16 protein-coding genes are annotated in these 22,838 nt (G+C 70.4%); 11 read left to right on the top strand and 5 right to left on the bottom strand.

Features of this window, described 5'->3' with window-relative positions:
* The first annotated feature begins 144 nt into the window (after positions 1 to 144).
* From L8M95_RS08055 to L8M95_RS08045, 3 genes are all read left to right on the top strand, one after another.
* On the top strand, positions 145 to 951 hold the full coding sequence (locus L8M95_RS08055; RefSeq protein WP_260488958.1) for a hypothetical protein: 807 nt from the start codon (positions 145 to 147) through the stop codon (positions 949 to 951).
* Complete coding sequence (gene dcd / locus L8M95_RS08050) at positions 932 to 1,495, top strand: dCTP deaminase (RefSeq protein ID WP_260488957.1); 564 nt, start codon at positions 932 to 934, stop codon at positions 1,493 to 1,495. The genes L8M95_RS08055 and dcd overlap by 20 nt, the downstream gene beginning before the upstream one ends.
* Before the next feature lie 95 nt (positions 1,496 to 1,590).
* Positions 1,591 to 3,012, top strand: coding sequence for a UDP-glucose/GDP-mannose dehydrogenase family protein (locus L8M95_RS08045; protein ID WP_260488956.1), 1,422 nt, complete (start codon positions 1,591 to 1,593; stop codon positions 3,010 to 3,012).
* Between the two features lie 38 nt (positions 3,013 to 3,050).
* Here L8M95_RS08045 and L8M95_RS08040 read toward each other — a convergent pair whose 3' ends face one another.
* Positions 3,051 to 4,304, bottom strand: coding sequence for a pyridoxal phosphate-dependent aminotransferase (locus L8M95_RS08040; protein ID WP_312027452.1), 1,254 nt, complete (start codon positions 4,302 to 4,304; stop codon positions 3,051 to 3,053).
* 66 nt (positions 4,305 to 4,370) lie between these two features.
* On the bottom strand, positions 4,371 to 5,453 hold the full coding sequence (locus tag L8M95_RS08035; protein WP_260488955.1) for a helix-turn-helix domain-containing protein: 1,083 nt from the start codon (positions 5,451 to 5,453) through the stop codon (positions 4,371 to 4,373).
* Between the two features lie 68 nt (positions 5,454 to 5,521).
* Here L8M95_RS08035 and L8M95_RS08030 point away from each other — a divergent pair, with 68 nt between their 5' ends.
* Positions 5,522 to 7,366 carry an NAD(P)/FAD-dependent oxidoreductase gene (locus tag L8M95_RS08030; protein WP_260488954.1) on the top strand — a complete coding sequence of 615 codons (1,845 nt, stop codon included), beginning with the start codon at positions 5,522 to 5,524 and terminating at the stop codon, positions 7,364 to 7,366.
* A gap of 81 nt (positions 7,367 to 7,447) precedes the next feature.
* Here the strand turns inward: L8M95_RS08030 and L8M95_RS08025 are convergent, their stop codons facing one another.
* Both L8M95_RS08025 and L8M95_RS08020 read right to left on the bottom strand, forming a co-directional pair.
* Positions 7,448 to 10,687: a (Fe-S)-binding protein gene (locus L8M95_RS08025; RefSeq protein WP_260488953.1), complete on the bottom strand. Its 3,240-nt coding sequence runs from the start codon at positions 10,685 to 10,687 to the stop codon at positions 7,448 to 7,450.
* Positions 10,688 to 10,862: 175 nt separating this feature from the next.
* Positions 10,863 to 12,491 carry a S1 family peptidase gene (locus L8M95_RS08020; RefSeq protein WP_260488952.1) on the bottom strand — a complete coding sequence of 543 codons (1,629 nt, stop codon included), beginning with the start codon at positions 12,489 to 12,491 and terminating at the stop codon, positions 10,863 to 10,865.
* A 240-nt stretch (positions 12,492 to 12,731) separates the two neighbouring features.
* On the opposite strand from L8M95_RS08020, the gene gdhA reads away from it, so the two are divergent.
* On the top strand, positions 12,732 to 14,078 hold the full coding sequence (gdhA, locus tag L8M95_RS08015; protein WP_260488951.1) for an NADP-specific glutamate dehydrogenase: 1,347 nt from the start codon (positions 12,732 to 12,734) through the stop codon (positions 14,076 to 14,078).
* On the opposite strand, the gene L8M95_RS08010 is transcribed toward gdhA, so the two are convergent.
* Positions 14,071 to 14,217: a hypothetical protein gene (locus L8M95_RS08010; RefSeq protein WP_260488950.1), complete on the bottom strand. Its 147-nt coding sequence runs from the start codon at positions 14,215 to 14,217 to the stop codon at positions 14,071 to 14,073. The genes gdhA and L8M95_RS08010 overlap by 8 nt on opposite strands.
* Before the next feature lie 229 nt (positions 14,218 to 14,446).
* Here L8M95_RS08010 and dnaK point away from each other — a divergent pair, with 229 nt between their 5' ends.
* The 6 genes from dnaK (at position 14,447) to L8M95_RS07980 (ending at position 22,741) form a co-directional block, all read left to right on the top strand.
* Positions 14,447 to 16,300, top strand: coding sequence for a molecular chaperone DnaK (gene dnaK / locus L8M95_RS08005; protein ID WP_260488949.1), 1,854 nt, complete (start codon positions 14,447 to 14,449; stop codon positions 16,298 to 16,300).
* Positions 16,297 to 16,905: a nucleotide exchange factor GrpE gene (gene grpE, locus L8M95_RS08000; RefSeq protein ID WP_260488948.1), complete on the top strand. Its 609-nt coding sequence runs from the start codon at positions 16,297 to 16,299 to the stop codon at positions 16,903 to 16,905. The genes dnaK and grpE overlap by 4 nt, the downstream gene beginning before the upstream one ends.
* Positions 16,906 to 17,080: 175 nt before the next feature.
* The gene (gene dnaJ, locus L8M95_RS07995) at positions 17,081 to 18,262 is read left to right on the top strand and encodes a molecular chaperone DnaJ (protein ID WP_260488947.1); all 1,182 of its coding nucleotides are present in this window, start codon (positions 17,081 to 17,083) and stop codon (positions 18,260 to 18,262) included.
* Entirely contained in the window at positions 18,259 to 18,699 is a 441-nt protein-coding gene (locus tag L8M95_RS07990) for a heat shock protein transcriptional repressor HspR (protein ID WP_260488946.1), read from the top strand. Before dnaJ ends, L8M95_RS07990 begins: the two co-directional genes overlap by 4 nt.
* Positions 18,700 to 18,750: 51 nt before the next feature.
* Positions 18,751 to 21,378 (top strand): AMP-binding protein, encoded by a 2,628-nt coding sequence (locus L8M95_RS07985; protein ID WP_260488945.1) that lies wholly within the window; start codon positions 18,751 to 18,753, stop codon positions 21,376 to 21,378.
* Positions 21,379 to 21,430: 52 nt separating this feature from the next.
* Complete coding sequence (locus L8M95_RS07980) at positions 21,431 to 22,741, top strand: DUF1624 domain-containing protein (RefSeq protein ID WP_260488944.1); 1,311 nt, start codon at positions 21,431 to 21,433, stop codon at positions 22,739 to 22,741.
* The last annotated feature ends 97 nt before the right edge of the window (positions 22,742 to 22,838 follow it).

Genomic DNA, 22,838 nt, shown 5'->3' with positions numbered 1-22,838 from the left:
ACCCTTGCAATACAGGTAAGCCTTACCTAAGTTCATCGCTGCGGGTAGTCACGTCCCCGCTCCGGTTTTTTCCGTTCCGGCGCCACCATCCCCGAGGCGCCGGAACGGAAAAGGCCGGGACCACGATGGCGAGAGGGTTGAGGCATGCGATCACTGGTGGGACCCGTCCCCGAGCCGGCCGAGCGGGCGGACTCCGCACTGCGGCGCTGCCCGAGGGCCACGCTGAGCCTGGGCACCTCCCCCTCGCCCGGGACGGTGGCCGCAGGTTCCGCCGACACGGCCACGCCCCCGGTCGCCCTCGTGCACCGCACGCCCGGAACGGCCGACCTCGGTCTCGTCATCCCGATGGCCGACACCGCCGCCATCCCCTTCGGCGGAGTGCATGCCCGTCTCGAGGTGATCGACGAGATCCTCGGGGGCGCGGCCCGGGGCCGGTGTCGCCGCCTCGTCGTCGTCGACGGTCGGGTTGAACAGCTCGGCACGCGCGCCCAGCGCGTCGCCGTCGGCCACATCGCGCGAGACCTCCCCGACTCCGCACTCCTCGGCGTGGGGTCCGATTCCGCCCTCGTCCGGCTACGGGCGGACACGATCCTGCTCACCGACGACTCCGGCGTCACCGCCATCACCCCCGACGACCTCGCCACGTCCGGACCGGACCCCTTCACCGACCTCGAGGGACACTGGCTCGATCACCTCAACGACCCGCGCTGCCAGGTGGTCCCGCGGCTGGCCCTGCGCGTCTGCCGCTGCCTACCCTCCGAGCGTCCCCTCCTGATCGGCATCGACCGTGCCGGCGTCGACCTCGAGCTGACGGACCGCGAGGGCCGCGCCCGGCGCGAACGCCTGCCGTTCGCCGAGGCGTGCACGAGCGTCACCGAGCTCGGGACCCAGCTCCGCTTGCTCGCCGGAGGCGCGCGGTACCCTCAGGACCGTGCTGCTCTCCGACCGTGACCTCCGTTCCGAGCTCGCCGACGGGCGGCTGGGCATCGACCCCCTCGACCCCGAGCTGATCCAGCCGTCGAGTATCGACGTCCGCCTCGATCGGATGTTCCGCGTCTTCAACAACTCCCGCTACACGCATATCGACCCGGCGCAGCAGCAGGACGAGCTCACCGAGCTGGTCGAACCCGCCGAAGGGGACCCGTTCGTCCTGCACCCCGGCGAGTTCGTGTTGGGTGCCACCCTCGAGCGGCTCCGGCTCCCCGATGACCTGGCCGGGCGACTCGAGGGCAAGTCCTCACTCGGTCGGCTCGGGCTGCTCACGCACTCCACCGCCGGCTTCATCGACCCCGGGTTCGACGGCCACATCACCCTCGAGCTGTCGAACGTGGCGAACCTGCCCATCACGCTGTGGCCCGGGATGAAGATCGGCCAGCTGTGCCTGTTCCGGCTCTCCAGTCCCGCCGAGACCCCGTACGGCAGTGCCTCCGTGGGCTCGAAGTACCAGGGCCAGCGCGGCCCCACCGCCTCCAAGGCGTACCTGAACTTCCGGTGACCCGGCGGACGGCGGCGGCCATCCGGCGCGCACTGCTCGCCCTCCGTTCACCAGCCCGTTCCCACCGCGCCGCGTCGACGGGGTAGAACAGCGCCATGCGTATGACCGTGTTCGGGACCGGGTACCTCGGTGCCACCCACGCCGCCTGCATGGCCGAGCTGGGCCACGAGGTGCTGGGGGTGGACGTCGACGAGGCCAAGATCGAGCGGCTGCGCCGGGGCGAGGTGCCGTTCTACGAGCCGGGGCTGCCGGAGATCCTGCTGCGGCACGTGGAGTCGGGGCGGTTGCGGTTCACCACCGACTACGCCGAGGCGGCCGCGTTCGCGGACCTGCACTTCATCGGGGTCGGGACCCCGCAGCGCAAGGGTGAGTTCGCCGCCGACACCTCGCACGTGGAGGACGTCGTGGCGCGGCTGACGCCCCTGCTGTCCGCGGATGCGGCGGTGGTGGGCAAGTCGACGGTGCCGGTGGGCACGGCCGCGCGGCTGCAACAGATCGCCGACTCCCGCGCCCCGGACGGGGTGCGCGTCGAGGTGCTGTGGAACCCGGAGTTCCTCCGCGAGGGCTTCGCAGTGGCGGACACCCTGACGCCGGATCGGATCGTGATCGGTCTGGCCGGTGGCGAGGGGGCGCAGGGGCTCGCGCGGGACCGGGTGGAGGAGGCGTACGCGCCGGTCCTGGCCTCGGATCCCTGCCCGGTGATCGTGACGGACCTGGCGACGGCCGAGCTGGTCAAGGTCAGCGCGAACGCGTTCCTGGCGACCAAGATCAGCTTCATCAACGCGGTGTCGGAGGTGTGTGAGGCCGCCGGCGCCGATGTGACGGTGCTGGCCGATGCGATCGGTATGGACAAGCGGATCGGGCGGCGCTTCCTCAACGCCGGGCTGGGCTTCGGTGGCGGTTGTCTGCCCAAGGACATCCGGGCGTTCATGGCGCGGGCCGGTGAGCTGGGTGCGGACGAGGCGATGACGTTCCTACGGGAGGTCGACTCGATCAACATGCGTCGGCGCGAGCGGATGGTCGACCTAACCGTCGAGGCGTGTGGCGGGACCGTCATCGGGCGGACGGTCGCGGTGTTGGGGGCGGCGTTCAAGCCGAACTCCGACGACGTGCGGGACTCGCCGGCGCTGAACGTGGCGGGGATGCTCTCGCTCAAGGGTGCCAGTGCGGTGGTGTACGACCCGCAGGCCCTGGACAACGCCCGGGCGTTGTTCCCCACGCTGACCTACGCCGAGTCGGCGTTGGCCGCCTGTGAGGGCGCGGACGTGGTGCTGGTGGCCACCGAGTGGCCGGAGTTCGTCGAGCTGGACCCGACCGCGGTCACCGGGGTGGCGCGAGGTCGGGTCCTGTTGGACGGGCGCAACTGCATGCCCGCCGACCTGTGGCGCGCCGCCGGATGGACCTACCGCGCCCTCGGCCGCGGGGTGCCGGCGGAGGGCGCCGCCCGCCGCACTGGGGCGGCCCCCGCCGGGCCGGGGGTCGTCCCGTCGATGCGCTCCGGACACCCGTCGACCTGACCCCGGCCGACCTGACACCGGCCGACGCGGCCCCCGGGCTACTGCCGGTACGAGGCCAGGAAGTTGCCGATCCGCTCGATCGCCACGCCCAGATCGCGGGAGGCGGGAAGGGTGACCACCCGGAAGTGGTCGGGGTCCGGCCAGTTGAAACCCGTGCCCTGGGTGATGAGGATCCGCTCCTGCTCGAGCAGGTCGAGGGCGAACAGCCGGTCGTCGTGGATCTCGTGGACGTTCGGGTCCAGCTTGGGGAAGGCGTACAGCGCGCCCATGGGCTTGACGCAGCTCACGCCCGGGATCGTGTTGAGCTTCTCCCACGCGATGCCCCGCTGCTCGTGCAGCCGGCCGCCGGGCTCGATGAGCTCGTTGATCGACTGATAGCCACCGAGCGCCACCTGGATAGCGTGCTGCGCCGGGACGTTCGGGCACAGTCGGGTGGACGCGAGGAGCTCCAACCCCTCGAGGAAGCCGGCCGCGTGAGCCTTGGGGCCCGTGATCGCCAGCCAGCCCGCCCGGTAGCCCGCCACACGGTAGGTCTTGGACAGTCCGTTGAAGGTCAGCACGAGCAGGTCGTGGGCGAGGGTGGCGATGGAGGTGTGCTCGGCCTCGTCGTAAACGATCCGGTCGTATATCTCGTCCGCCAGGATGAGCAGACTGTGCTCGCGGGCGAGATCGACGATCCCCTGCAGGACCTCACGCGAGTAGACCGCGCCGGTCGGGTTGTTGGGGTTGATCACCACGATGGCCTTGGTTCGCGGGGTGATCTTGGAGGCGATGTCCTCGAGCGACGGGTTCCAGTCGTCCTGCTCGTCGGCGAGGTAGTGGACGGGCCTGCCCCCGGCGAGTGAGGTCATGGCGGTCCACAGCGGGTAGTCCGGTGCGGGGATGAGGACTTCGTCGCCGTCGTCCAGCAGCGCCTGCATCGTCATGGTGATGAGCTCGGACACGCCGTTGCCGAGGTAGATGTCGTCCACGCTGAGACGGGGGAAGTCCGGGACCAGCTCGTAGCGCGTGAAGATCGCCCGGCGGGCCGACAGGATGCCCTTGGACTCCGAGTAGCCCTGCGCGTGGGGGAGCGCGGCGATCATGTCGCGCATGATCACGTCCGGCGCCTCGAACCCGAACGGCGCGGGGTTGCCGATGTTCAGCTTGAGGATGCGGTGACCTTCGGCCTCGAGCTGGTTGGCCCTGGCCAGTACCGGCCCGCGGATCTCGTAGAGGACGTCCTTGAGCTTGGAGGACTGGTCGAGAGTGCGCAGCTGGTGGAGCGTTCGTCCCGTGGTCTCAGGCGTCATACCTTGCGATTGTGCCACCTCGGTCCGCGTGTCCGGTGTCACGGACCGGCCGGGAGGGGTGCGGGGTCAGATCCCGTACCGCAGGTCGACGATCGCCGGGATTTCCGAGTCCGGCAGGAGGTCATCAGGATGCTCGACGGACAAGTAGTCCACACACTGCCGCTCGTGCGCCGCCAGACAGTAGGGCTGCGATCCGATGCTCAGACCGGTGGCCTGGCGAAGTCTCCGGACCTCGCCCCTCACCGTGGTCGTGGCGGACCCGTCGTCATAGAGGGCCTCGGACAGGGCGCGCGCTGACCACGCCTCCCGCGAGGCCAGGAGCGCGAGGAGTTCTGCCCGCCTCGGGGTCAGGGCGACGGAGGTCCCGTCGGCACGGACCACCGCCGGCTTCCACCCGAGAAGACGGATCGAGGTCACGGGGGAGCGCGTCCCATCGGGTTCGGAATGTGGGTCGTGCGGGCCGGGGGCATCCGGCCCGGGGGCGACGGCGGGGGTCGCGGTGCCCCGGGCGGTCAACAGCGTCTCGGCGAGCCGGACACCGCACCGGACCAGCGAGACGGTCTCGGCGCACGAGAACCGGAGGGGATGCGAGACGTCGAGGACACCGAGGACCCGTCCGTGGGGGTCCCTGATGGGACTCGCCGTACACGTCCACCCGTGGTGGGCGCGCACGAAGTGCTCCCCCGCAGTGGCGTGCGTGAGCGTCCCTGCGTCCAGCGCCATCGAGATCCCGTTGGCGCCGATACCCCGCTCGGACCAGTCGGCCCCCTCGGCGAACGCGATCGAGTCCGCCCGACGGAGCACCTGCGCACTGCCCGAGCGCCAGAGCACGCGACCACGGACATCGGAGACGACGACCACGTGTCGCCCGGCCGCGGAGGTGTCCGCCAGTGAGGAGACGACGTCGTCCGCGATGTGACGCAGCGGGGTGTCCGCTCGAGCGGTCACGAGTTCGTCGCCGGACAGCACGCTCGCCGGGAGTTCCTGGTCGGGGGAGACGCCGGCCTCCCCGCTGCGCCTCCATGCGCGCAGGAGCCGTGAGTCCAGATCGGGGGGGAGCCCACCGGCCAGGGCGGACTCGTGCGCCCTGATCGACTGCGCCGCGAACGCCCCCGGGTCGGAGAACCGCAACGTCGCGTGCAACGACATTGCCACCCCCTTGGGAAGAAAGTGTGATCTACGTCATCCCAGAAGCTACAGGAAGTGGAGGAGTGGACATGACCGAGACTCAGCAAGCACCGGCAGACCGCGGCCCCGGGGGTCCGGACGTCGACCGCGTTCAACCGGACACAGTGGCCGAACGGTGGTTGACGGCCTTCGACGATGCCCTGCAGTCGGGGGACCCGGGTCGGGCGGCCGAGCTGTTCGACACCGACGGGTACTGGCGCGACTTCGTCGCCTTCACCTGGAACCTCAGGACACTCGAGGGTCGCGACCAGATCCGCGACATGCTGAGCGACCAGCTCGCCGCCGTCGAACCGTCCGGGTGGGCCCTCGACGAGCCCGCCACCGACAGCGACGGGGTGGTGGAGGCGTGGGTGCGTTTCGAGACGGGCGCGGGCCGCGGGTGGGGCCATCTGCGCCTACGGGACGGGCGGGCATGGACGCTCCTGACGACCTTGCAGGAACTCAAGGGCCACGAGGAGAAAAAGCGGCACAGTCGCGACCAGGGGGTGGAGCACGTCGTCACCCGGGGCCGGAAGACCTGGCTCGAACAGAAGACCGAGCGCCAGGAGACCCTCGGGTACACCGAGCAGCCCTACGCCGTCATCATCGGCGGAGGCCAGGGTGGTATCGGGCTCGCCGCTCGTCTCAAGCGCCTCGGGGTGCCCACCATCGTCATCGAGAAGAACGAACGGGCGGGTGACTCATGGCGCAAGCGCTACAAGTCGCTCCACCTGCACGACCCGGTCTGGTACGACCACCTGCCGTACATCCCTTTCCCCGAAGACTGGCCGGTGTTCCCCGCGAAGGACAAGGTCGGTGACTGGCTCGAGCACTACACCGCGATCATGGATCTCGACTACTGGTCAGGGACGGAGTGCCTCAGGGCGGACTTCGACGAGGACTCCGGGACGTGGCGGGTCGAGGTCGACCGCCGTGGCGAGAAGGTCACGCTGCGCCCGACCCAACTCGTGTTTGCGCTCGGGGTGTCGGGATACCCGAACGTCCCGCGGTTCGAGGGCTCGGAGGACTTCACCGGCCAGCAGTGGCACTCGTCCGAGTTCACGGGCGAGGGCGACGTCGCGGGCAAGCGGGCCGTGGTGATCGGATCGAACAACTCGGCTCACGACATCTGCGCCGCTCTGTGGGATCACGGTGCGCACGTCACGATGGTGCAGCGCTCATCCACGCACATCTCCCGCAGTGAATCCCTGATGTCCCTCGCACTGGGTCCTCTCTACTCGGAAGAGGCTCTCGATGCCGGTGTGACCACGGAGAAGGCGGACATGCTCTTCGCCTCGTGGCCCTACCGGCTGCTCCCGGGGGCGCAGATCCCGGTCTACGAGCAGATGGCGGAGAAGGACGCGGAGTTCTACCAGCAGTTGCGCGAGGTGGGATTCGACCTCGACTTCGGGGAGGACGGTTCCGGTCTGTTCCTCAAGTACCTCAGGCGCGGGTCGGGTTACTACATCGACGTCGGTGCGAGTCAGCTGTTGATCGACGGTGAGGTCGCGCTCGAGAGCGGGCAGGTGTCGCGGATCCTGCCCGACGGCGTCGAGCTCGACGACGGCCGGACCCTTCCGGCGGACATCATCGTGTACGCCACCGGGTACGGATCGATGAACCAGTGGCTCGTGGACCTGGTCTCTGAAGAAGTTGCCGACCGGGTGGGCAAGGTGTGGGGTTACGGGTCGGACACGACGCGCGACCCGGGACCGTGGGAGGGCGAGCTGCGCAACATGTGGAAGCCGACCAACGTCGAGCAACTGTGGATCCACGGGGGCAACCTGCATCAGTCCCGCCACTACTCGAGGTATCTCGCGCTGCAGCTCAAGGCCCGGATGGAGGGTATTCCGACGCCCGTCTACAAGCTGCAGGAGGCTCACCACACCTGTTGACGGTGGCGAGTACGGAGATGAAATGACCGCGGCCCGTGATCAGGAGTCCTGATCACGGGCCGCGGTGGCGTCCGGTGGGCGTCAGCCCAGGGAGAGGCCGTACCCTCCCGACTTCTTCGAACGGGGGATCGCCCCGTTCGATGCGGGCTTCGCCGGGGAGTCGGTCGGCTCGGCGTCCGTTGACTCAGCCTCGGTCGACCCTGCCTCGGTCGACCCTGCCTCGGTCGGCTCAGCCTGGGCGGCGGAGTCGGCGGGCTCGGCCTTGTCCGGGGCCTCGGTCGCCGGGGCGGCGGCCGGGGCCTTCGGAGCACCGGGTGCCCTGGGCGCGCCGGGCGCCTTCGCTCCACCCTTGAGGCCCAGGCCGACGGCCGGCTTCGCGGGCGCGGCCGGTGCGGTGTCCGTGGCGGACCCGGCATCGGCGGTCTCGGTCTGCGCGGCGGCGGACTCGCCCGCGGACGGCGCGGCGGCCGCTGCCTTGGCCGTGCCCGGAGCCTTGGCGGTGCCCGGAGCCTTCGCCCCGCCCGGAGCCTTGGCCCCGCCGCCGAGCGTGAGGCCGCCCGACTTCGGTGCGCCGGCGCTCGGCTTGGGAGCCCCGGTGGTGGCCGGAGCGGAACCCTGGGCGGCCTCGCGGGTCTCCTCGGTGCGTTCGGCGTCCTTGACCGCAGACTGCGCCTCGGTGGCGGACTCCCCGCCCTTGGCTGCACCCGGGGCCTTGGGAGCGCCCGGGGCCTTCGGGCCGCCGGGGGCCTTGGGGCCGCCGGGGGCCTTGCCGCCGCCACCCAGCTTGAGGCCACCCGACTTCGGTGCGCCGGTCGAATCGGCGGCCGACGGGCCGGCCTCGGCGGCGCTGGCGGCGCCGCCGGAGCCGGCGGCGGCGACCTCCGCACCCTCGCCCTTGTCGACGACGGCGTTGTCCGGCGCGGCCTCGGCCGGGGCAGCGGGCGCGGTGGCCGTGGCGGCCTGCGCGGTCTCCGCCTCGGCGGCGTCGCGCTCGGCCTGCTCGGCTTCCTTCTCCGCCTTCGTCTTCTCGCGCTTGGGCTGCTCCAGCCACTCGGCCTGGCGCGGCTCGGGCAGGCCACCGTCGCGGGAGACCGACTCCAGCAGCAGCTGGGCGACGTCCACGACCTCGACCTGGCCCTCCTGCTCGGTGCCGTCGGTCTGGGCGGTGGCACCGTCCGAGAGCATCACGCGGCAGAAGGGGCAGCCCGTGGCGATCTTGGTGGCCTTGGTCGACAGCGCCTCGTCGACACGGTCGATGTTGATCCGCTTGCCGACCGTCTCCTCCATCCACATGCGCGCGCCACCGGCGCCACAGCACATGGACCGCTGCCCGTGACGGGGCATCTCCGTGAGGGTCACGCCCGACCCGTCCATGAGCTCGCGCGGAGCCTCGTAGACCTGGTTGTGGCGACCGAGGTAGCACGGGTCGTGGTAGGTGACGCCGCCGTCGATGGGGGCCACCGGCACGAGGCGCTTCTCGCGCACGAGACGGTTGAGGAGCTGCGTGTGGTGGACGACCTGGTAGTCGCCGCCGAAGTCGCCGTACTCGTTCTTCAGCGCGTTGAGGCAGTGGGCACACGTCACGACGACCTTGCGCTGCGCGGCGGGCACGCCGTCGAACGCGTCGTTCATGACCTCGATGTTCTGCTGGGCGAGCATCTGGAACAGGAACTCGTTGCCCGCGCGGCGGGCCGAGTCACCGGTACAGGTCTCCCCCTGGCCCAGCACGGCGAACTTCACACCGGCGGTGTGCAGCAAGGAGGCGACGGCCTGGGTGGTCTTCTTGGCACGGTCCTCGAAGGCACCGGCACAGCCCACCCAGAACAGGTACTCGGTGTCAGCGAAGTTCTCGATGTCCTTGCCGATCACGGGGATCTCGAAGTCGAGGGCGTTCATCCAGTCGTCGCGACCGGAGTTGTTCTGGCCCCAGGGGTTGCCCTTGTTCTCGAGGTTCTTGAACAGGCCCGCGAGCTCGGTCGGGAACTCCGACTCGATGAGCACCTGGTAGCGGCGCATGTCGATGAAGTGGTCGACGTGCTCGATGTCCACCGGGCACTGCTCGACGCACGCGCCACAGGTGGTGCAGGACCACAGGGCCTCGGGGTCGATGATGCCGGCGGCCATCGGGTCGTCGGAGACGTCGGCGGTGGTGTGGCCGACCAGGGGACGCTGGGCCTCCAGGCGCGCGGCCTCGGGGATCTTGGCGAGCTTGGCCTCGTCCGGGTTGCCCTCGGCGTCGACCAGGCCGGTCTCCTCACCCATGGTGGTCTTGCCACCCGCGAGGAGATAGGGCGCCTTGGCGGCACCGTGGTCTCGCAGGGACATGATCATGAGCTTGGGGCTCAGCGGCTTGCCGGTGTTCCACGCGGGACACTGCTCCTGGCAGCGGCCACACTCGGTGCAGGTGGAGAAGTCCAGCCAGCCCTTCCACGAGAAGTCCTCGATGGCGCCCGCGCCCAGCTTGGGCTCGAAGTCCTCGTCGGCCTCGGTGAGTTCCTCGACCTTCTCCATGGTCAGCGCGACGCCGTCCATGGTCATCGGCTTGAGGGGGCCCAGCGCGGTGCGGCCGTCGGCCTCGCGCTTGAAGTAGATGTTGAAGAACGCGGAGAAGCGGTGCCAGGCGACGCCCCACGTGATGTTGCGGCCCACGACGTACAGCCAGATCATGCCGGTGAGCAGCTTGATCAGCGCGAAGACCGAGACCATGAGTTCGTTGGCCGGCAGGATCGTCGACAGCGGGCCGGTGACCCAGTCGGTGGACCAGTGGAAGTGGTACCCGTCGGCGGCCTGCAGCGAGAGCTTGCCGGCCTTGACGAAGATCATGCCCAGGCCCTCGAGGAGCACGACGGTCTCGACGAAGTAGGCAGCCTTACGGTCGGAGCCGACGAAGCGGTTGAGGCCGCGACGCTGGTTGACCTGGCGGATGATGATCAGCACGGTGATACCGATGACGGTGCCCAGGCCCAGGAACTCGTCGACGGCGTGGTACCAGGCCTGGTCGGACAACCAGGGCCAGCCGCCGCGGGGGTTGAACGTCTGGATGTAGGCCTCGAACCAGACGATCGAGCCGAGCAGGAAGCCCACCATGACGAACCAGTGGAAGAAGCCCACCGAACGTTTGCGGGCCATCCGGGTGTGGGCGCCCACCTCGACGATGACGTTCTTCACCCGGGGCAGGATCGGCCGTAGCCGGTCGAATCCGTCCTTCTGTCCCAGGAACAGGCTGCGCACCATGCGCGTGACGCCGCCTATGAAGGATGCCCAACAGAACAGACTGAGCAGGACGCCGATCGTCCCGAGTGTGATGGTCACGCCTGACATGGTTCGCGGCCTTTCGTCGCACTTCTCGACGCACGAGCACTCATAGGACCCTGTGGGCGCCCGTCGACTGTGTCGAGGTCAAAGGTAAGCCACGCGGGCCCCGTCTGCCGAGTTGAGGCTGCCCTTACCGGAGCAGACTCCACTCGGCAGGCGGGGCCCGCGTGGGAAGGGGGGATCAGTTGGTCCGGAGTGTCAGCCCGGGGTGGGCCGCCAGCACGTCCGCGATCGGGACGGCGGACAGGCGCGGGGTGATCCCGGCCGCACGGGCCACGGCGTCGGCATCGGCGCAGGTACCGGACTCCGCGACGTTGGACGCGCTCGAGATGCCCAGGGCCCGGTCCCCGGAGAAGACGACGCCGCCGCTGTCCCCGGGGAGCGCGCACAGGTCCACGGTGAAGGCGCCTGCGATGGTCCGCGAGCCCGACACGTCGATGGTGGTGCCGACCTGCGAGATCGTGCCGCAGGAGAAGCCGGTCCGGAAACCGGTCTTGCAGGCCTTCTGGCCGACGACCGGAGCCGCGGTGCCGACGATCGCCTGGGTGCTGTCCGGCCCGGTACCCACCAGGTTGGAACGGAACCGGTCCGCCACCTCGTCGTCGACCGCGATGAGCGCGGTGTCGATGTTCTCGCGCTTGGTGCGGGTCATGGTGCCGAACTCCTCGCCGTCGGCGAGGGCGGCGCGGGTGCCGTCGGCGCCGGCGCAGTGCGCCGCGGTGATGACGACGGGCTTGCCGTCGAGTTCACCGTTGAACCCGGTGGAGCACTCGAGGATCCCTCCGGGGACCCCCACCTGGTAGGCGGTGCCGCCCACGAGTGGCCCCGCCGGGGTCGGGGCCGTCTGGATGGCGCGGCGCTGGTCGGCGGGAACCGGGGTCGCGGGGTCGACCATGGTCTGGCCCATCATCCCGTCGATGATCGACCCGGTGCCGGGGGTCAGCCCGGCCAGGAGGTCGACGATCGTGCGCATCGGTCCCTCGGGGACGAAGCCCGCGTCATTGAGCAGGGCCAGGCTGCCGAGCGATCCGGAGTCGCCACCGCTCCCGGGTGTCTCCGGCGCTCCGGCCCGGGCGCCGGTGCGGGTCGTCGCAGGTTCGAGCCCGTCCATCGTCGGCTCGCCGTCGGACTCGGTGCCTCCCTCGCTGCCGAACGGGGCGGTGTCGAACGCCGGGTCCGGAGCCTCGATCATGTCGATCTCGGCGAGGTCGCGCAGGCGGGCGTCGAGGTTGCCGAGCTGGGCCGCCTCGCCGCCGCGGGTGGTGACGACGACCGTGTTGCGGGTGGGATCGACGCGGACGTCGGTGACGAGCTCCCGTAGGTCCTCGGGGAATCCCTCGATGATCGTGACGACCTGACGCTCCCGTGCCTCGAGCTCACTCGTGCTGAGGGCGACGTCCTTGACGGTGAAGCCGGCCCGGGTGGCCTCGCGGCGCAGGTCCTCGCCGGCCGCGCCCGCGACGACGCCGACGAGACCGGTGCCCTCGTCGTCGAGCCAGACGCCCCCGAACGCCTCGCGGAACTGCTGCTCCCACCTCGGTTGTGCCGCGGAGAGTCGCTCACCGATCCCGGCCTGGGTCAGGAACTGCTCGGGAGTGAGTCCGAGATCACGTCGCAGTGCCTCGACGAGCGACGTGAGCTGTGGAGCGAGGGCGTCGGCGAGCGCGGGAAGAGGCTGCTCGACGGCGGGTCGGGCGGCGGAGGGAGCCGGGTTTCCCGGTGTGGGAGCGGGCGCCGCCCCGGCGGGGGTCGCGGTGACCACCAGCGCCGCGGCGGCGGCGACGGCGGCGAACTTCGAGGTGATGCGCATGATGGCCTTCCGGAATGCACGGCTGGTCGGCGACGGGCCCACCGGCCGCGGTTCGGTGTGTTGCGGCTCAGATTACGGAGATGTGATTAGTGAGTCCAGTGTGACACGTGTGATTGGTGGGATTTGACTGGCGATTGATGAAGCGGAGCTGAGTCGGAGATTCGGGGGACCTGCCGCTAGGCTGCCTCTTCGGCAACGACGCACGCGTCTTCACCAAAAGACTTATCGACCGGAGGTCCCATGTCCGATGCCGACGCCGCACTCCACGACGCCCTTGACACCGTGGTGCGACGCAATCCCGGACAGCACCTCTTCCGCCAGGCAGTGCACGAGGTCCTGGAATCCCTGGCGCCCGTGGTCAGGCAGCACCCCGAGTACGTCGAGGGCGGCATCCTCAAGCGGATCATCGAGCCCGAGCGGGTCGTCTCCTTCCGCGTGCCGTGGGTCGACGACGCGGGCGTGGTCCAAGTCCAGCGCGGGTTCCGCGTGCAGTTCAGCTCCGACCTGGGTCCGTACAAGGGTGGTCTGCGGTTCCACAAGTCGGTGGACGAGGACACCCTGAAGTTCCTCGGCTTCGAGCAGGTCTTCAAGAACGCCCTCACCGGCCTCGGCCTGGGCGGCGGCAAGGGCGGATCGGACTTCGACCCCCACGGTAAGAGTGACGCCGAGGTGATGCGCTTCTGCCAGTCGTTCATGGCCGAGCTCGCCCATCACATCGGCGCCGATCTCGACGTGCCCGCCGGTGACATCGGCGTGGGCGGCCGCGAGATCGGGTACCTGTACGGCCAGTACCGCAAGGTCACCGGACGTAACGAGGCCGGAGTCATCACGGGTAAGGGTGTCGGGTACGGCGGCTCGTGGGCACGAACCGAGGCCACCGGCTACGGGCTCGTCTACTTCGTCCGCGAGATGCTCCGCGACACGGAGTACAGCCTCGAGGGCTCCCGGGTGGTCGTCTCCGGCTCCGGCAACGTCGCGATCTACGCGGCCAAGAAGGCCGCCCAGCTCGGCGCGACCGTCGTGGCCTGCTCCGACAGCCAGGGCTACGTCGTCGACGAGGACGGCCTCGACCTGGACCTGCTCTCGGACATCAAGGACGTGCGCCGCGAGCGGCTCACCGCGTACGCCGAGGAGCGCGGCAACTGCAAGTACGTCGACGGGCGTTCGGTGTGGGAGGTCGAGTGCGACATCGCGCTGCCCTGTGCCACCCAGAACGAGCTCGACGGCGAGGCCGCGCGACTGCTGGCCGACAACGGTTGCCGGGTGATCGCCGAAGGTGCCAACATGCCGTGCACCGAGGAGGCCGTGCAGGTCATCCACGAGCGGGGAATCCTCTTCGGACCCGCGAAGGCCGCCAATGCGGGCGGAGTGGCCACCAGCGGTCTCGAGATGCGGCAGAACGCGGGCCGGCTGCTGTGGGACTTCGAGCGGGTGGACTCCGAGCTCGACCGGATCATGACCACGATCCACGCCACCGCCGCCGCGACCGCCGAGGAGTACGGCGTCCCGGGTGACCTGGTCGCGGGCGCCAACATCGCCGCGTTCCGCAAGGTCGCCGACGCCATGCTCGCGCAGGGTGTCATCTGATCCGTTCCCGGTGGCGGCGTGCCGCGTCGTCGTCGTCGTCGCACCTTTGTCGTCGTCGCACCTTCCCGAATCTCCGACCGTAGAGCGTCCCGGACGCCACCGCCCCGAGGCGGTGGCCGGGGCGCTCTTCGTCGTTCATTGAGTCCCCTCGGCTCAATTGTGTGTGTGAGTTGCGCCACTGCCGGAATGGATTCGACGGGGTGCCGGTTATAAGGGTCGACAAACCTCAGCGAGCCGGACTCAAGTCGGGTTGACTCGACGGGCCACCGGCAGGCAGGGTGGAACCATCGATCCGAGCCTTGAGTCGGGTCCGCTTAACGAGCATCCGTACGCGAAGCGATTCGTACACGCAGTAGAAGGAGAACACCATGGGACGTGCAGTAGGTATCGACCTCGGAACCACCAACTCGGCCGTCGCGGTCCTCGAGGGCGGCGACGCGACCGTCATCGCCAACGCGGAGGGCGCGCGCACGACCCCGTCGGTGGTCGCGTTCGCCAAGAACGGCGAGGTCCTCGTCGGCCAGCCGGCGAAGAACCAGGCGGTCACCAACGTCGACCGCACCATCCGCTCGGTCAAGCGCCACATCGGCACGGACTGGAAGTCGGACTCGATCGACGACAAGACCTACACCCCGCAGGAGATCAGCGCGCGCACGCTGCAGAAGCTCAAGCGCGACGCGGAGTCCTACCTCGGTGAGGACGTCACCGACGCCGTGATCACCGTTCCGGCCTACTTCAACGACGCCCAGCGCCAGGCCACCAAGGACGCCGGCCAGATCGCCGGCCTCAACGTCCTGCGGATCGTCAACGAGCCCACCGCGGCCGCCCTGGCCTACGGCCTCGACAAGGGCGACAAGGAACAGACCATCCTGGTCTTCGACCTCGGTGGCGGCACCTTCGACGTCTCCCTGCTCGACATCGGCGACGGCGTCGTGGAGGTCCGCGCGACCTCGGGTGACAACCACCTCGGTGGCGATGACTGGGACCAGCGGATCGTCAACTGGCTCGTCGACAAGTTCAAGGCGCAGAACGGCATCGACCTGACCAAGGACAAGATGGCCCTGCAGCGCCTGCGCGAGGCGGCGGAGAAGGCCAAGATCGAGCTGTCCAGCGGACAGTCCACCTCGATCAACCTGCCGTACATCACCGTCGACGCGGACAAGAACCCGCTCTTCCTGGACGAGACGCTCTCGCGCGCCGAGTTCCAGAAGATCACGCAGGACCTGCTCGACCGGTGCCGCAACCCCTTCCAGGCCGTGATCAAGGACGCCGGCATCTCGGTCGGCTCCATCGACCACGTGGTGCTGGTCGGCGGCTCGACCCGTATGCCCGCCGTGACCGACCTGGTCAAGGAGCTCACCGGCGGCAAGGAGCCCAACAAGGGCGTCAACCCCGACGAGGTCGTCGCCGTGGGTGCCGCGCTGCAGGCCGGCGTGCTCCGCGGTGAGGTCAAGGACGTCCTCCTGCTCGACGTGACCCCGCTGTCGCTGGGCATCGAGACCAAGGGTGGCGTGATGACCAAGCTCATCGAGCGCAACACCACCATCCCGACCAAGCGTTCGGAGACCTTCACCACCGCGGACGACAACCAGCCGTCCGTGCAGATCCAGGTCTTCCAGGGCGAGCGCGAGATGGCGGCGCAGAACAAGCTGCTCGGCTCGTTCGAGCTGGCCGGCATCGCTCCCGCGCCGCGCGGCGTGCCGCAGATCGAGGTCACCTTCGACATCGACGCCAACGGCATCGTCCACGTCACCGCCAAGGACAAGGGCACCGGCAAGGAGAACACGATCATCATCCAGGACGGCTCCGGCCTGTCCAAGGAGGAGATCGACCAGATGATCAAGGACGCCGAGGCCCACGCGGAGGAGGACCACAAGCGCCGCGAGGAGGCGGACGCCCGCAACCAGGCCGAGTCCACGATCTACCAGACGGAGAAGTTCGTCTCGGAGAACGAGGACAAGATCCCGGCCGACAAGAAGGAGTCGCTCCAGGCCGCGATCGCCGACGCCAAGACGGCCCTCGAGGGCACGGACGTCGACGCCATCAAGTCCGCGGTCGAGAAGGTCAACACCGAGGCCCAGGCCGTCGGCCAGGCCATCTACGAGGCCTCCGCGGCCGAGGGTGCCGAGGCCGGAGACGCGTCGGGCGCGGGCTCGGCCGACGATGACGTCGTCGACGCCGAGGTGGTCGACGAGGACGAGTCGAAGGATGAGTCCAAGTGACCCGCCCCGAGCAGACCGACGCCTCCGAGAAGGCCGCGTGGGCCGGCGCTGACGACGAGGCCGAGCAGGCCGCCGAGGCCGTCGAGGCCGAGATCGTCGACGACGGCACCGCGCCGGCCGGCGACGGCACCGCAGCCGACGCCGCTGACGCGGGGGGCGCCCCGACCGGTGACGTCCAGACGGAGGACCCGACCGCCGCGCTGCAGGCGCAGCTCGACGAGCGGACCGCGGACCTGCAGCGGGTGTCGGCGGAGTTCGCCAACTACCGCCGCCGCGTCGAGCGGGACCGCCAGTCGATCATCGACACCGCCAAGGGCTCGGTCCTGATCGAGTTGCTGGGAGTCGTCGACGACCTCGACCGCGCCGAGGCGCACGGTGACCTCGCGGAGGGGCCGCTCAAGGTCTTCGCCGACAAGGTCCGCGCACTGCTCACCGCCCAGGGTGTCGAGGCCTTCGGTGCCGAGGGCGACGCGTTCGACCCGGCCCTGCACGAGGCCGTGCAGGACGAGTCCGAGGGGTCCGAGCCCGTGCTGGGCACGGTACTGCGCAAGGGCTACCGCCACGGCGAGCGGACCCTGCGGACGGCGATGGTGATCGTCCGCTGAGTCGGGCGCCTCACCATCCCGGCGTGCGGGTGCGTCCCGAGACGACCTCGGGTCGCACCCGCACGCCGACCCGCCTCGGCCACGCCGGGGCTGGGAGACTGCGACAACCGGAACACCGCACCACAACGACGACGACTACGACAACGACTACGACTATGCAGAAGGGAGGCGTCTGGTGAGTCAGCGCGAATGGGTCGAGAAGGACTACTACGCCGAACTGGGCGTCTCCAAGTCCGCCACCCAGGACGAGATCCGCAAGGCCTACCGCAAGCTCGCGCGGGAGAACCACCCGGACTCCAACCCGGGCAACGCGGCGGCGGAGGAGAAGTTCAAGCGGATCAGCGAGGCGAACGACGTCATCGGTGACCCCGCCCGACGCAAGGAGTACGACGCGTTCCGCGCCCAGGTCTCCTCCGGCGGGTTCAGCGGCTTCGCCCCGGGCGGCGGGGGCAGATACACAACGTCCGGTGACTTCGACATCAACGACCTCTTCGGTGGCGGCGGGCCCGCGGGTGGCGCCGGCGGGTTCTCGGACCTGTTCGGCGGCCTGTTCAACCAGGCCCGCCCGGGCGGGGGCGGCGGCGCCGGTCGCGGCCGGTCGCAGCGCCCGCGCGGGGGTCAGGACGTCGAGACCGCACTGACCCTGTCCTTCCGTGAGGCGGCCCTCGGTGAGACGGTCCAGATCAAGCTCTCCTCGGCCTCGCCCTGCCTGATCTGCCACGGCAGTGGCGCGAGGCCGGGGACCAGCCCCAAGGTGTGTGGGACCTGCCACGGTGCGGGCGTCACCCAGCGCACCCAGGGTGCGTTCGGGTTCGCCGAGCCCTGCACCGACTGCGGCGGCACCGGATCCAAGATCGACGACCCGTGCGCCGAGTGCGCGGGCAGCGGGGTCACGGATCGCGTCCGCACCATCAACGTCAAGGTCCCGGCCGGCGTCTCCGACGGCCAGCGCATCCGCCTCTCGGGCCAGGGTGAGGCGGGTTTCCGTGGCGCGCCGTCGGGCGACCTGTACGTCACGGTCACCGTCCAGAAGGACCAGGTGTTCGACCGGGACGGGGCCGACCTGCTCGTCGACCTGCCGGTGTCCTACCCGGAGCTGGTCCGCGGCGCCCAGGTGTCGGTGCCCACCCTCACCGGACGGGTGACCGTCAAGATCCCCGCCGGTTCCCGCGACGGCCAGATCCTGCGGGTACGTGGCCGGGGGATCGCACGCAAGACCGGAACCGGTGACCTCAAGGTCACCCTCCGGGTGGCCACGCCCCCCGCCGGGATGGCCGAAGCCGAGCTCGCCGCCTATGACGACGCGTTGCGCGCCGCCGGCTTCGATCCACGGTCGGGCTGGGCCGGGTCGGCATGACTCCCCGGCGGGACGTCGGGGAGCTGGGACCCGACGACAGCGTCCTGGTGATCTCCGTGGCCGCCGAACTGTCCGGGTTGCACGCCCAGACCCTGCGCACCTACGACCGGCTGGGGCTCGTCACGCCCGAGCGCACCAGCGGCGGCGGGCGACGCTACTCGCTGCGGGACGTGGCCATGCTCCGTGAGGTCCAGCGCCTCAGCCAGGAGGAGGGCGTCAACCTCGCCGGCATCAAACGGATCATCGAACTGACCAACCAGGTCGACGCCCTGCGTGGCCGTGTGTCCGAGCTGGTCGAGGAAGTGGCCGAGCTCCGTCGCCGTTCCGGCGGTTCCGCGCGGATGGGCGGCCAGCTCGTCCACGTGCCCCGGTCGACCTCCGTCGTGGTGTGGCGGCCCCGGCACAAGCGGGACGCCGACATCAGCGACGACCGATGACCGTGTCCGCCCGACTTTCGTAGCGAAGCCTCACCTAATATAGTTCGGCGCGTGACCGCCGCGCGTATGGAACAGGGGCACGCCCCGCTCGGGTTGCCCGCCCGGCCGGCCGGGCGCGGTGGAGCGGTCGCCGTGGTGACCGACCGGGCGGAGTACACCTACGCGGAGCTCGCCCGGATGAGTGCCGAGCGCGCGGCCGAGTACCCGTCCGTGACGACCGGTCGCCGCATGATCGGTCTGATGGCGACGAACACCGTCGAGTTCCTGGTGGACTACCTCGCCGCCCACGAGGCCGGGCACGTCGTGCTGCTCCTCCCGCCGGACGGCGCGGCGACGGACCACCTCCTCGCGGCCTGGCACCCCGACGTGGTCGCCGGGGACGGCCGGCCACTCCCGGGCGGTGTGGACACGGCGCCGCCGCGGCACGAACTGCACCCCGACCTGGCCCTGCTCATGAGCACCTCCGGCTCCACGGGCGCGCCCAAGCTGGTCCGGCAGTCCCGCCGGGCCGTGCTGGCCAACGCGCGCTCGATCGTGGACTACCTCGGCATCGTGCCGGGGGACCGGGCGATCACCACCCTGCCGCCGCACTACTGCTACGGCCTGTCGGTACTGCACAGCCATCTGCTGGCCGGCGCGTCCGTGGTGCTCAACTCCGATTCCGTCTCCACGCCGGCGTTCTGGGCCCGGGCCGAGAGCCGGCAGGTGACGACGTTCGCCGCCGTACCGCACACGGTCGAGCTCCTCGAGCGTGCCGGCCTCGAGCACCTGGACCGGCTCACCCACCTGCGCTACCTCACCCAGGCCGGTGGCCGGCTGGCGCCGGACGCGGTCCGCCGTCTGGCCGCACACCTGGAGATGCGGGGCGCCGAACTCGTGGTGATGTACGGACAGACCGAGGCGACGGCCCGCATGGGGTACCTCCCACCGCAACTCGCGCGGACCCGGGCGGGTGCGATCGGGATCGCGATCCCCGGCGGGTCGTTCCGCGTCGACCGTCCGCAGGGGGCCGGGCCCGACGACCCGGGGGAGCTCGTCTATCGCGGCCCCAACGTGATGATGGGGTACGCCCGGTCGTCTGCCGACCTCGCGCGGGGGCCGGAGCTGGAAGAGCTGCGGACCGGCGACCTCGCCCGCATCGCCGCCGACGGTCTCGTGGAGATCGTCGGGCGGATGGGGCGCGAGACGAAGATCTTCGGACACCGGATCGACCTGGGTCGCGTGGAGTCCTCCCTCGCGGACGGTGGTGTCGACGCCTGGTGCGTCGGTGAGCCCGACCGCTTGGTCGTGGTGTCCCGTGAGCGCTCGAACGCCCTCGTCACCGCCGCCGCGTCGGCCTCGGGTCTGCCCACGTCGGCGATCGAACAGTTCGTCGTCGTCGACCCTCCCCGTACCCCCGCCGGCAAGATCGACCAGGCCGCGCTGCGCGCACTCGTCGCCGGTCGCGACCGGGCCGGCGCCGGGTCGGACACCGACCCGCCCAGCTCGCTCGTGGTCCGCGCGCTCGGACTCGACGCGTGCCCGCCGGAGGCCACGTTCGTCGACCTGGGCGGGGACTCCCTCACCTATGTGGTCCTCTCGACCCGGCTCGAGGAGCGGGTGCCCGACCTGCCCCGCGATTGGCACCTGCGCCCGCTGGGTGAACTCGACACCCGGGCGGCCGGACCGCGTCCGCCGGCGGCCTCCCGCTGGACTCCCTGGAGAGCGTGGGCCCGCGTCGACACCTCGGTGGTGCTGCGCGCCCTGTTCATCCTCACGATCGTCGGCGGGCACACCCGGGCGTTCGCGGTCTACGGCGGCGCGCACGTCCTGGTGGCCCTGACCGGCTACTCCCTGGCCCGCTTCCGGCTGCACTCCACCAGCGCCCGCCAGCGGGCCCGCGGCGTGCTCACGACGGCCGGGAGGATCGCGGTCCCCGCAGTCGTCTGGCTGCTGCTCGTCACTCCTCTGACCAGTCGCTATCACTGGTACTCGCCGCTGCTGGCCACCCACTTCCTCGGTCCCCGGTCCTGGTCCGACGACCGCTGGTGGAACCCGTGGCAGATGTGGTTCGTCGAGGCGACCGTCTATCTCCTGCTCGGCGTGGCCGCGCTCATGGCGGTCCCCGCGGTCAGCAGACTCGACAGGCGGTGGCCGTTCGCGCTGCCCGCCACGCTGGTCGGGCTCGGACTGCTCGTGCGCTTCGCCGTCATCGACCTCGGCGGGGGACCCCTCGTGTGGTACTCGGCGCCGGCGGTGCTGTGGTTGTTCGGCCTCGGCTGGGCGGTGGCGCGGGCCGAGCCCGGGGGGTCCGCACCGGGCCCACATCGCGCGGTCCCGGCCGCGACGTGGGCGCGGCTCGCCTGCTCGGCGGTCGCGCTCGTGTGCGTGCCGGGTTGGTTCGGCCACCCGGAGCGGGAAGTGGTGATCGTGGCCGGGATCCTCGCGCTGATCTGGATCCCCTCGGTCCGGTTGCCCCGGCCGGTGGTGCGGGTGGTGACCCCTCTAGCAGCGGCCTCGCTGTTCATCTATCTGACCCACTTCCTCGTCTACCCGCCGATCCGGGACGCGGGCCACCCGTGGGTGTCATGGGCGGCCTCGCTGGCGGTGGGGGTGTGCGCGTGGTGGCTGTGGGAACGCGGCACGGCGATCGCGCGGCGGGCCGCCGCCCGGGGTCGGGGACGCCGTCAACACCGGTAACGCGCCGCGGTTCTCCCCACCCGCCCCCTCGGCTGCAGTTAAATGATCTCTCATGACGACAACTGAAGAGGCGGCCCGACCGGGGCACGCCACGGACCGGCCGCGACCACGTATCGACGGCATCGACCTCGCCCGGTTCCTGGCCATCGTCGGGATGATGACCGCCCACCTGTGGGTCAGCGACGCCTTCGAGATCACGGAGCCCTCGTCACTGCTCAATCCGGGTGCGTGGGCGGCGGTCTTCGACGGCCGCTCCGCCGCACTGTTCGGCCTGCTCGCCGGCGTCTCGGTCGCGATCGTCTCCCGCAGACCCCTGACACTGGGAGGGGCCGAGGTCCCCCGGCTGCGGCTGAACCTCATGACCCGCGGCGTCGTGATCGCCGGGATCGGGGTGGTCCTCGAGGAGCTGCAGTACGCGATCGCGGTGGTCCTCACCGTCTACGGATTCGTCTTCATCGCCCTCGCCCTCCTCGTGCGACAGGGGCCCCGGCGGCTGTTCGCCCTGGCCGCCGGGTCGATGGTGCTCGGCACCCTCTCGGTGCTCGTGGCGGACCTGGTGCCCACCTCGGTGTGGGAGCCCAACGGCGTCATCGTCCGGGTGTTCGTGGGCGGCATGTATCCGGTGTTCATCTGGATCGGATACGGGCTGGTGGGCATGGCCGTCATGCGCCTGGGTCTGCACGACCCGGTGGTGCAGCGTCGCGTGACCGCGACCGGGGCCTCGATGGCGCTCGTCGCCTACGCCCTGGGCGCCGTGGTCTCGCGCACCTGGACGCACGTCTCGCTTCCGGGGATCGAGGAGTTCGCGTCGGGCGAACCGCAGCCCGCGGTGACGGACCTGGGAATGGTCGAGCTCGCCGCACCCGTCTCGGACTGGCAGTTCATCCTGCTGTCGCCGGACGCCCACTCGGGAGGGGTGCTCGATCTCATGGGCTCCCTCGGGGTGGCGCTGGCGGTGCTGGGCATGTGCCTCCTCGCCTGCCGGAACGAGCGCGTCCTCCGTCTCACGGCGCCCATGCGGGCGGCGGGGGCGATGCCGCTGACGATCTACATCCTCCACGTGCTCACCGCCGCAGTCGTCGCGAAGCTGTTCTTCTGGCAGAAGACCGAGTTCATGGAGTTGCTCATGACCTCGGTGACCACCGCGGGACCCGAACACGAGCAGGCGATGGAGCTGCTCATGGCCTGGATGGTCGAGACGACCCTCGCCAAGTGGGCGCTCCTGGCGGCGTCGATCATCGCGTTCCCCGTCCTGGCCTCGCTCTGGCGGCGACGTCACGCCAAGGGGCCGGCGGAGGAACTCCTCTCCCGAGCGGTGGCCAAGGTGACGGCTGACAGCCCGCCCCCGAACTGGCAGCGGTAGCGTCGAGGGCGTTCGACGGGGTCGGCGGGACGAGACGGCGCCATCGGACCGTGTACCCATCTCACGCGAGGTGACCACCCCGAGCCCCGAGGAGGAA

This window comes from Dietzia sp. B32 (assembly GCF_024732245.1).
Taxonomy (GTDB): domain Bacteria; phylum Actinomycetota; class Actinomycetes; order Mycobacteriales; family Mycobacteriaceae; genus Dietzia.
Note: the sequence above shows the minus strand (reverse complement) of the source record. Positions and strands in the feature narration are given on the sequence as shown.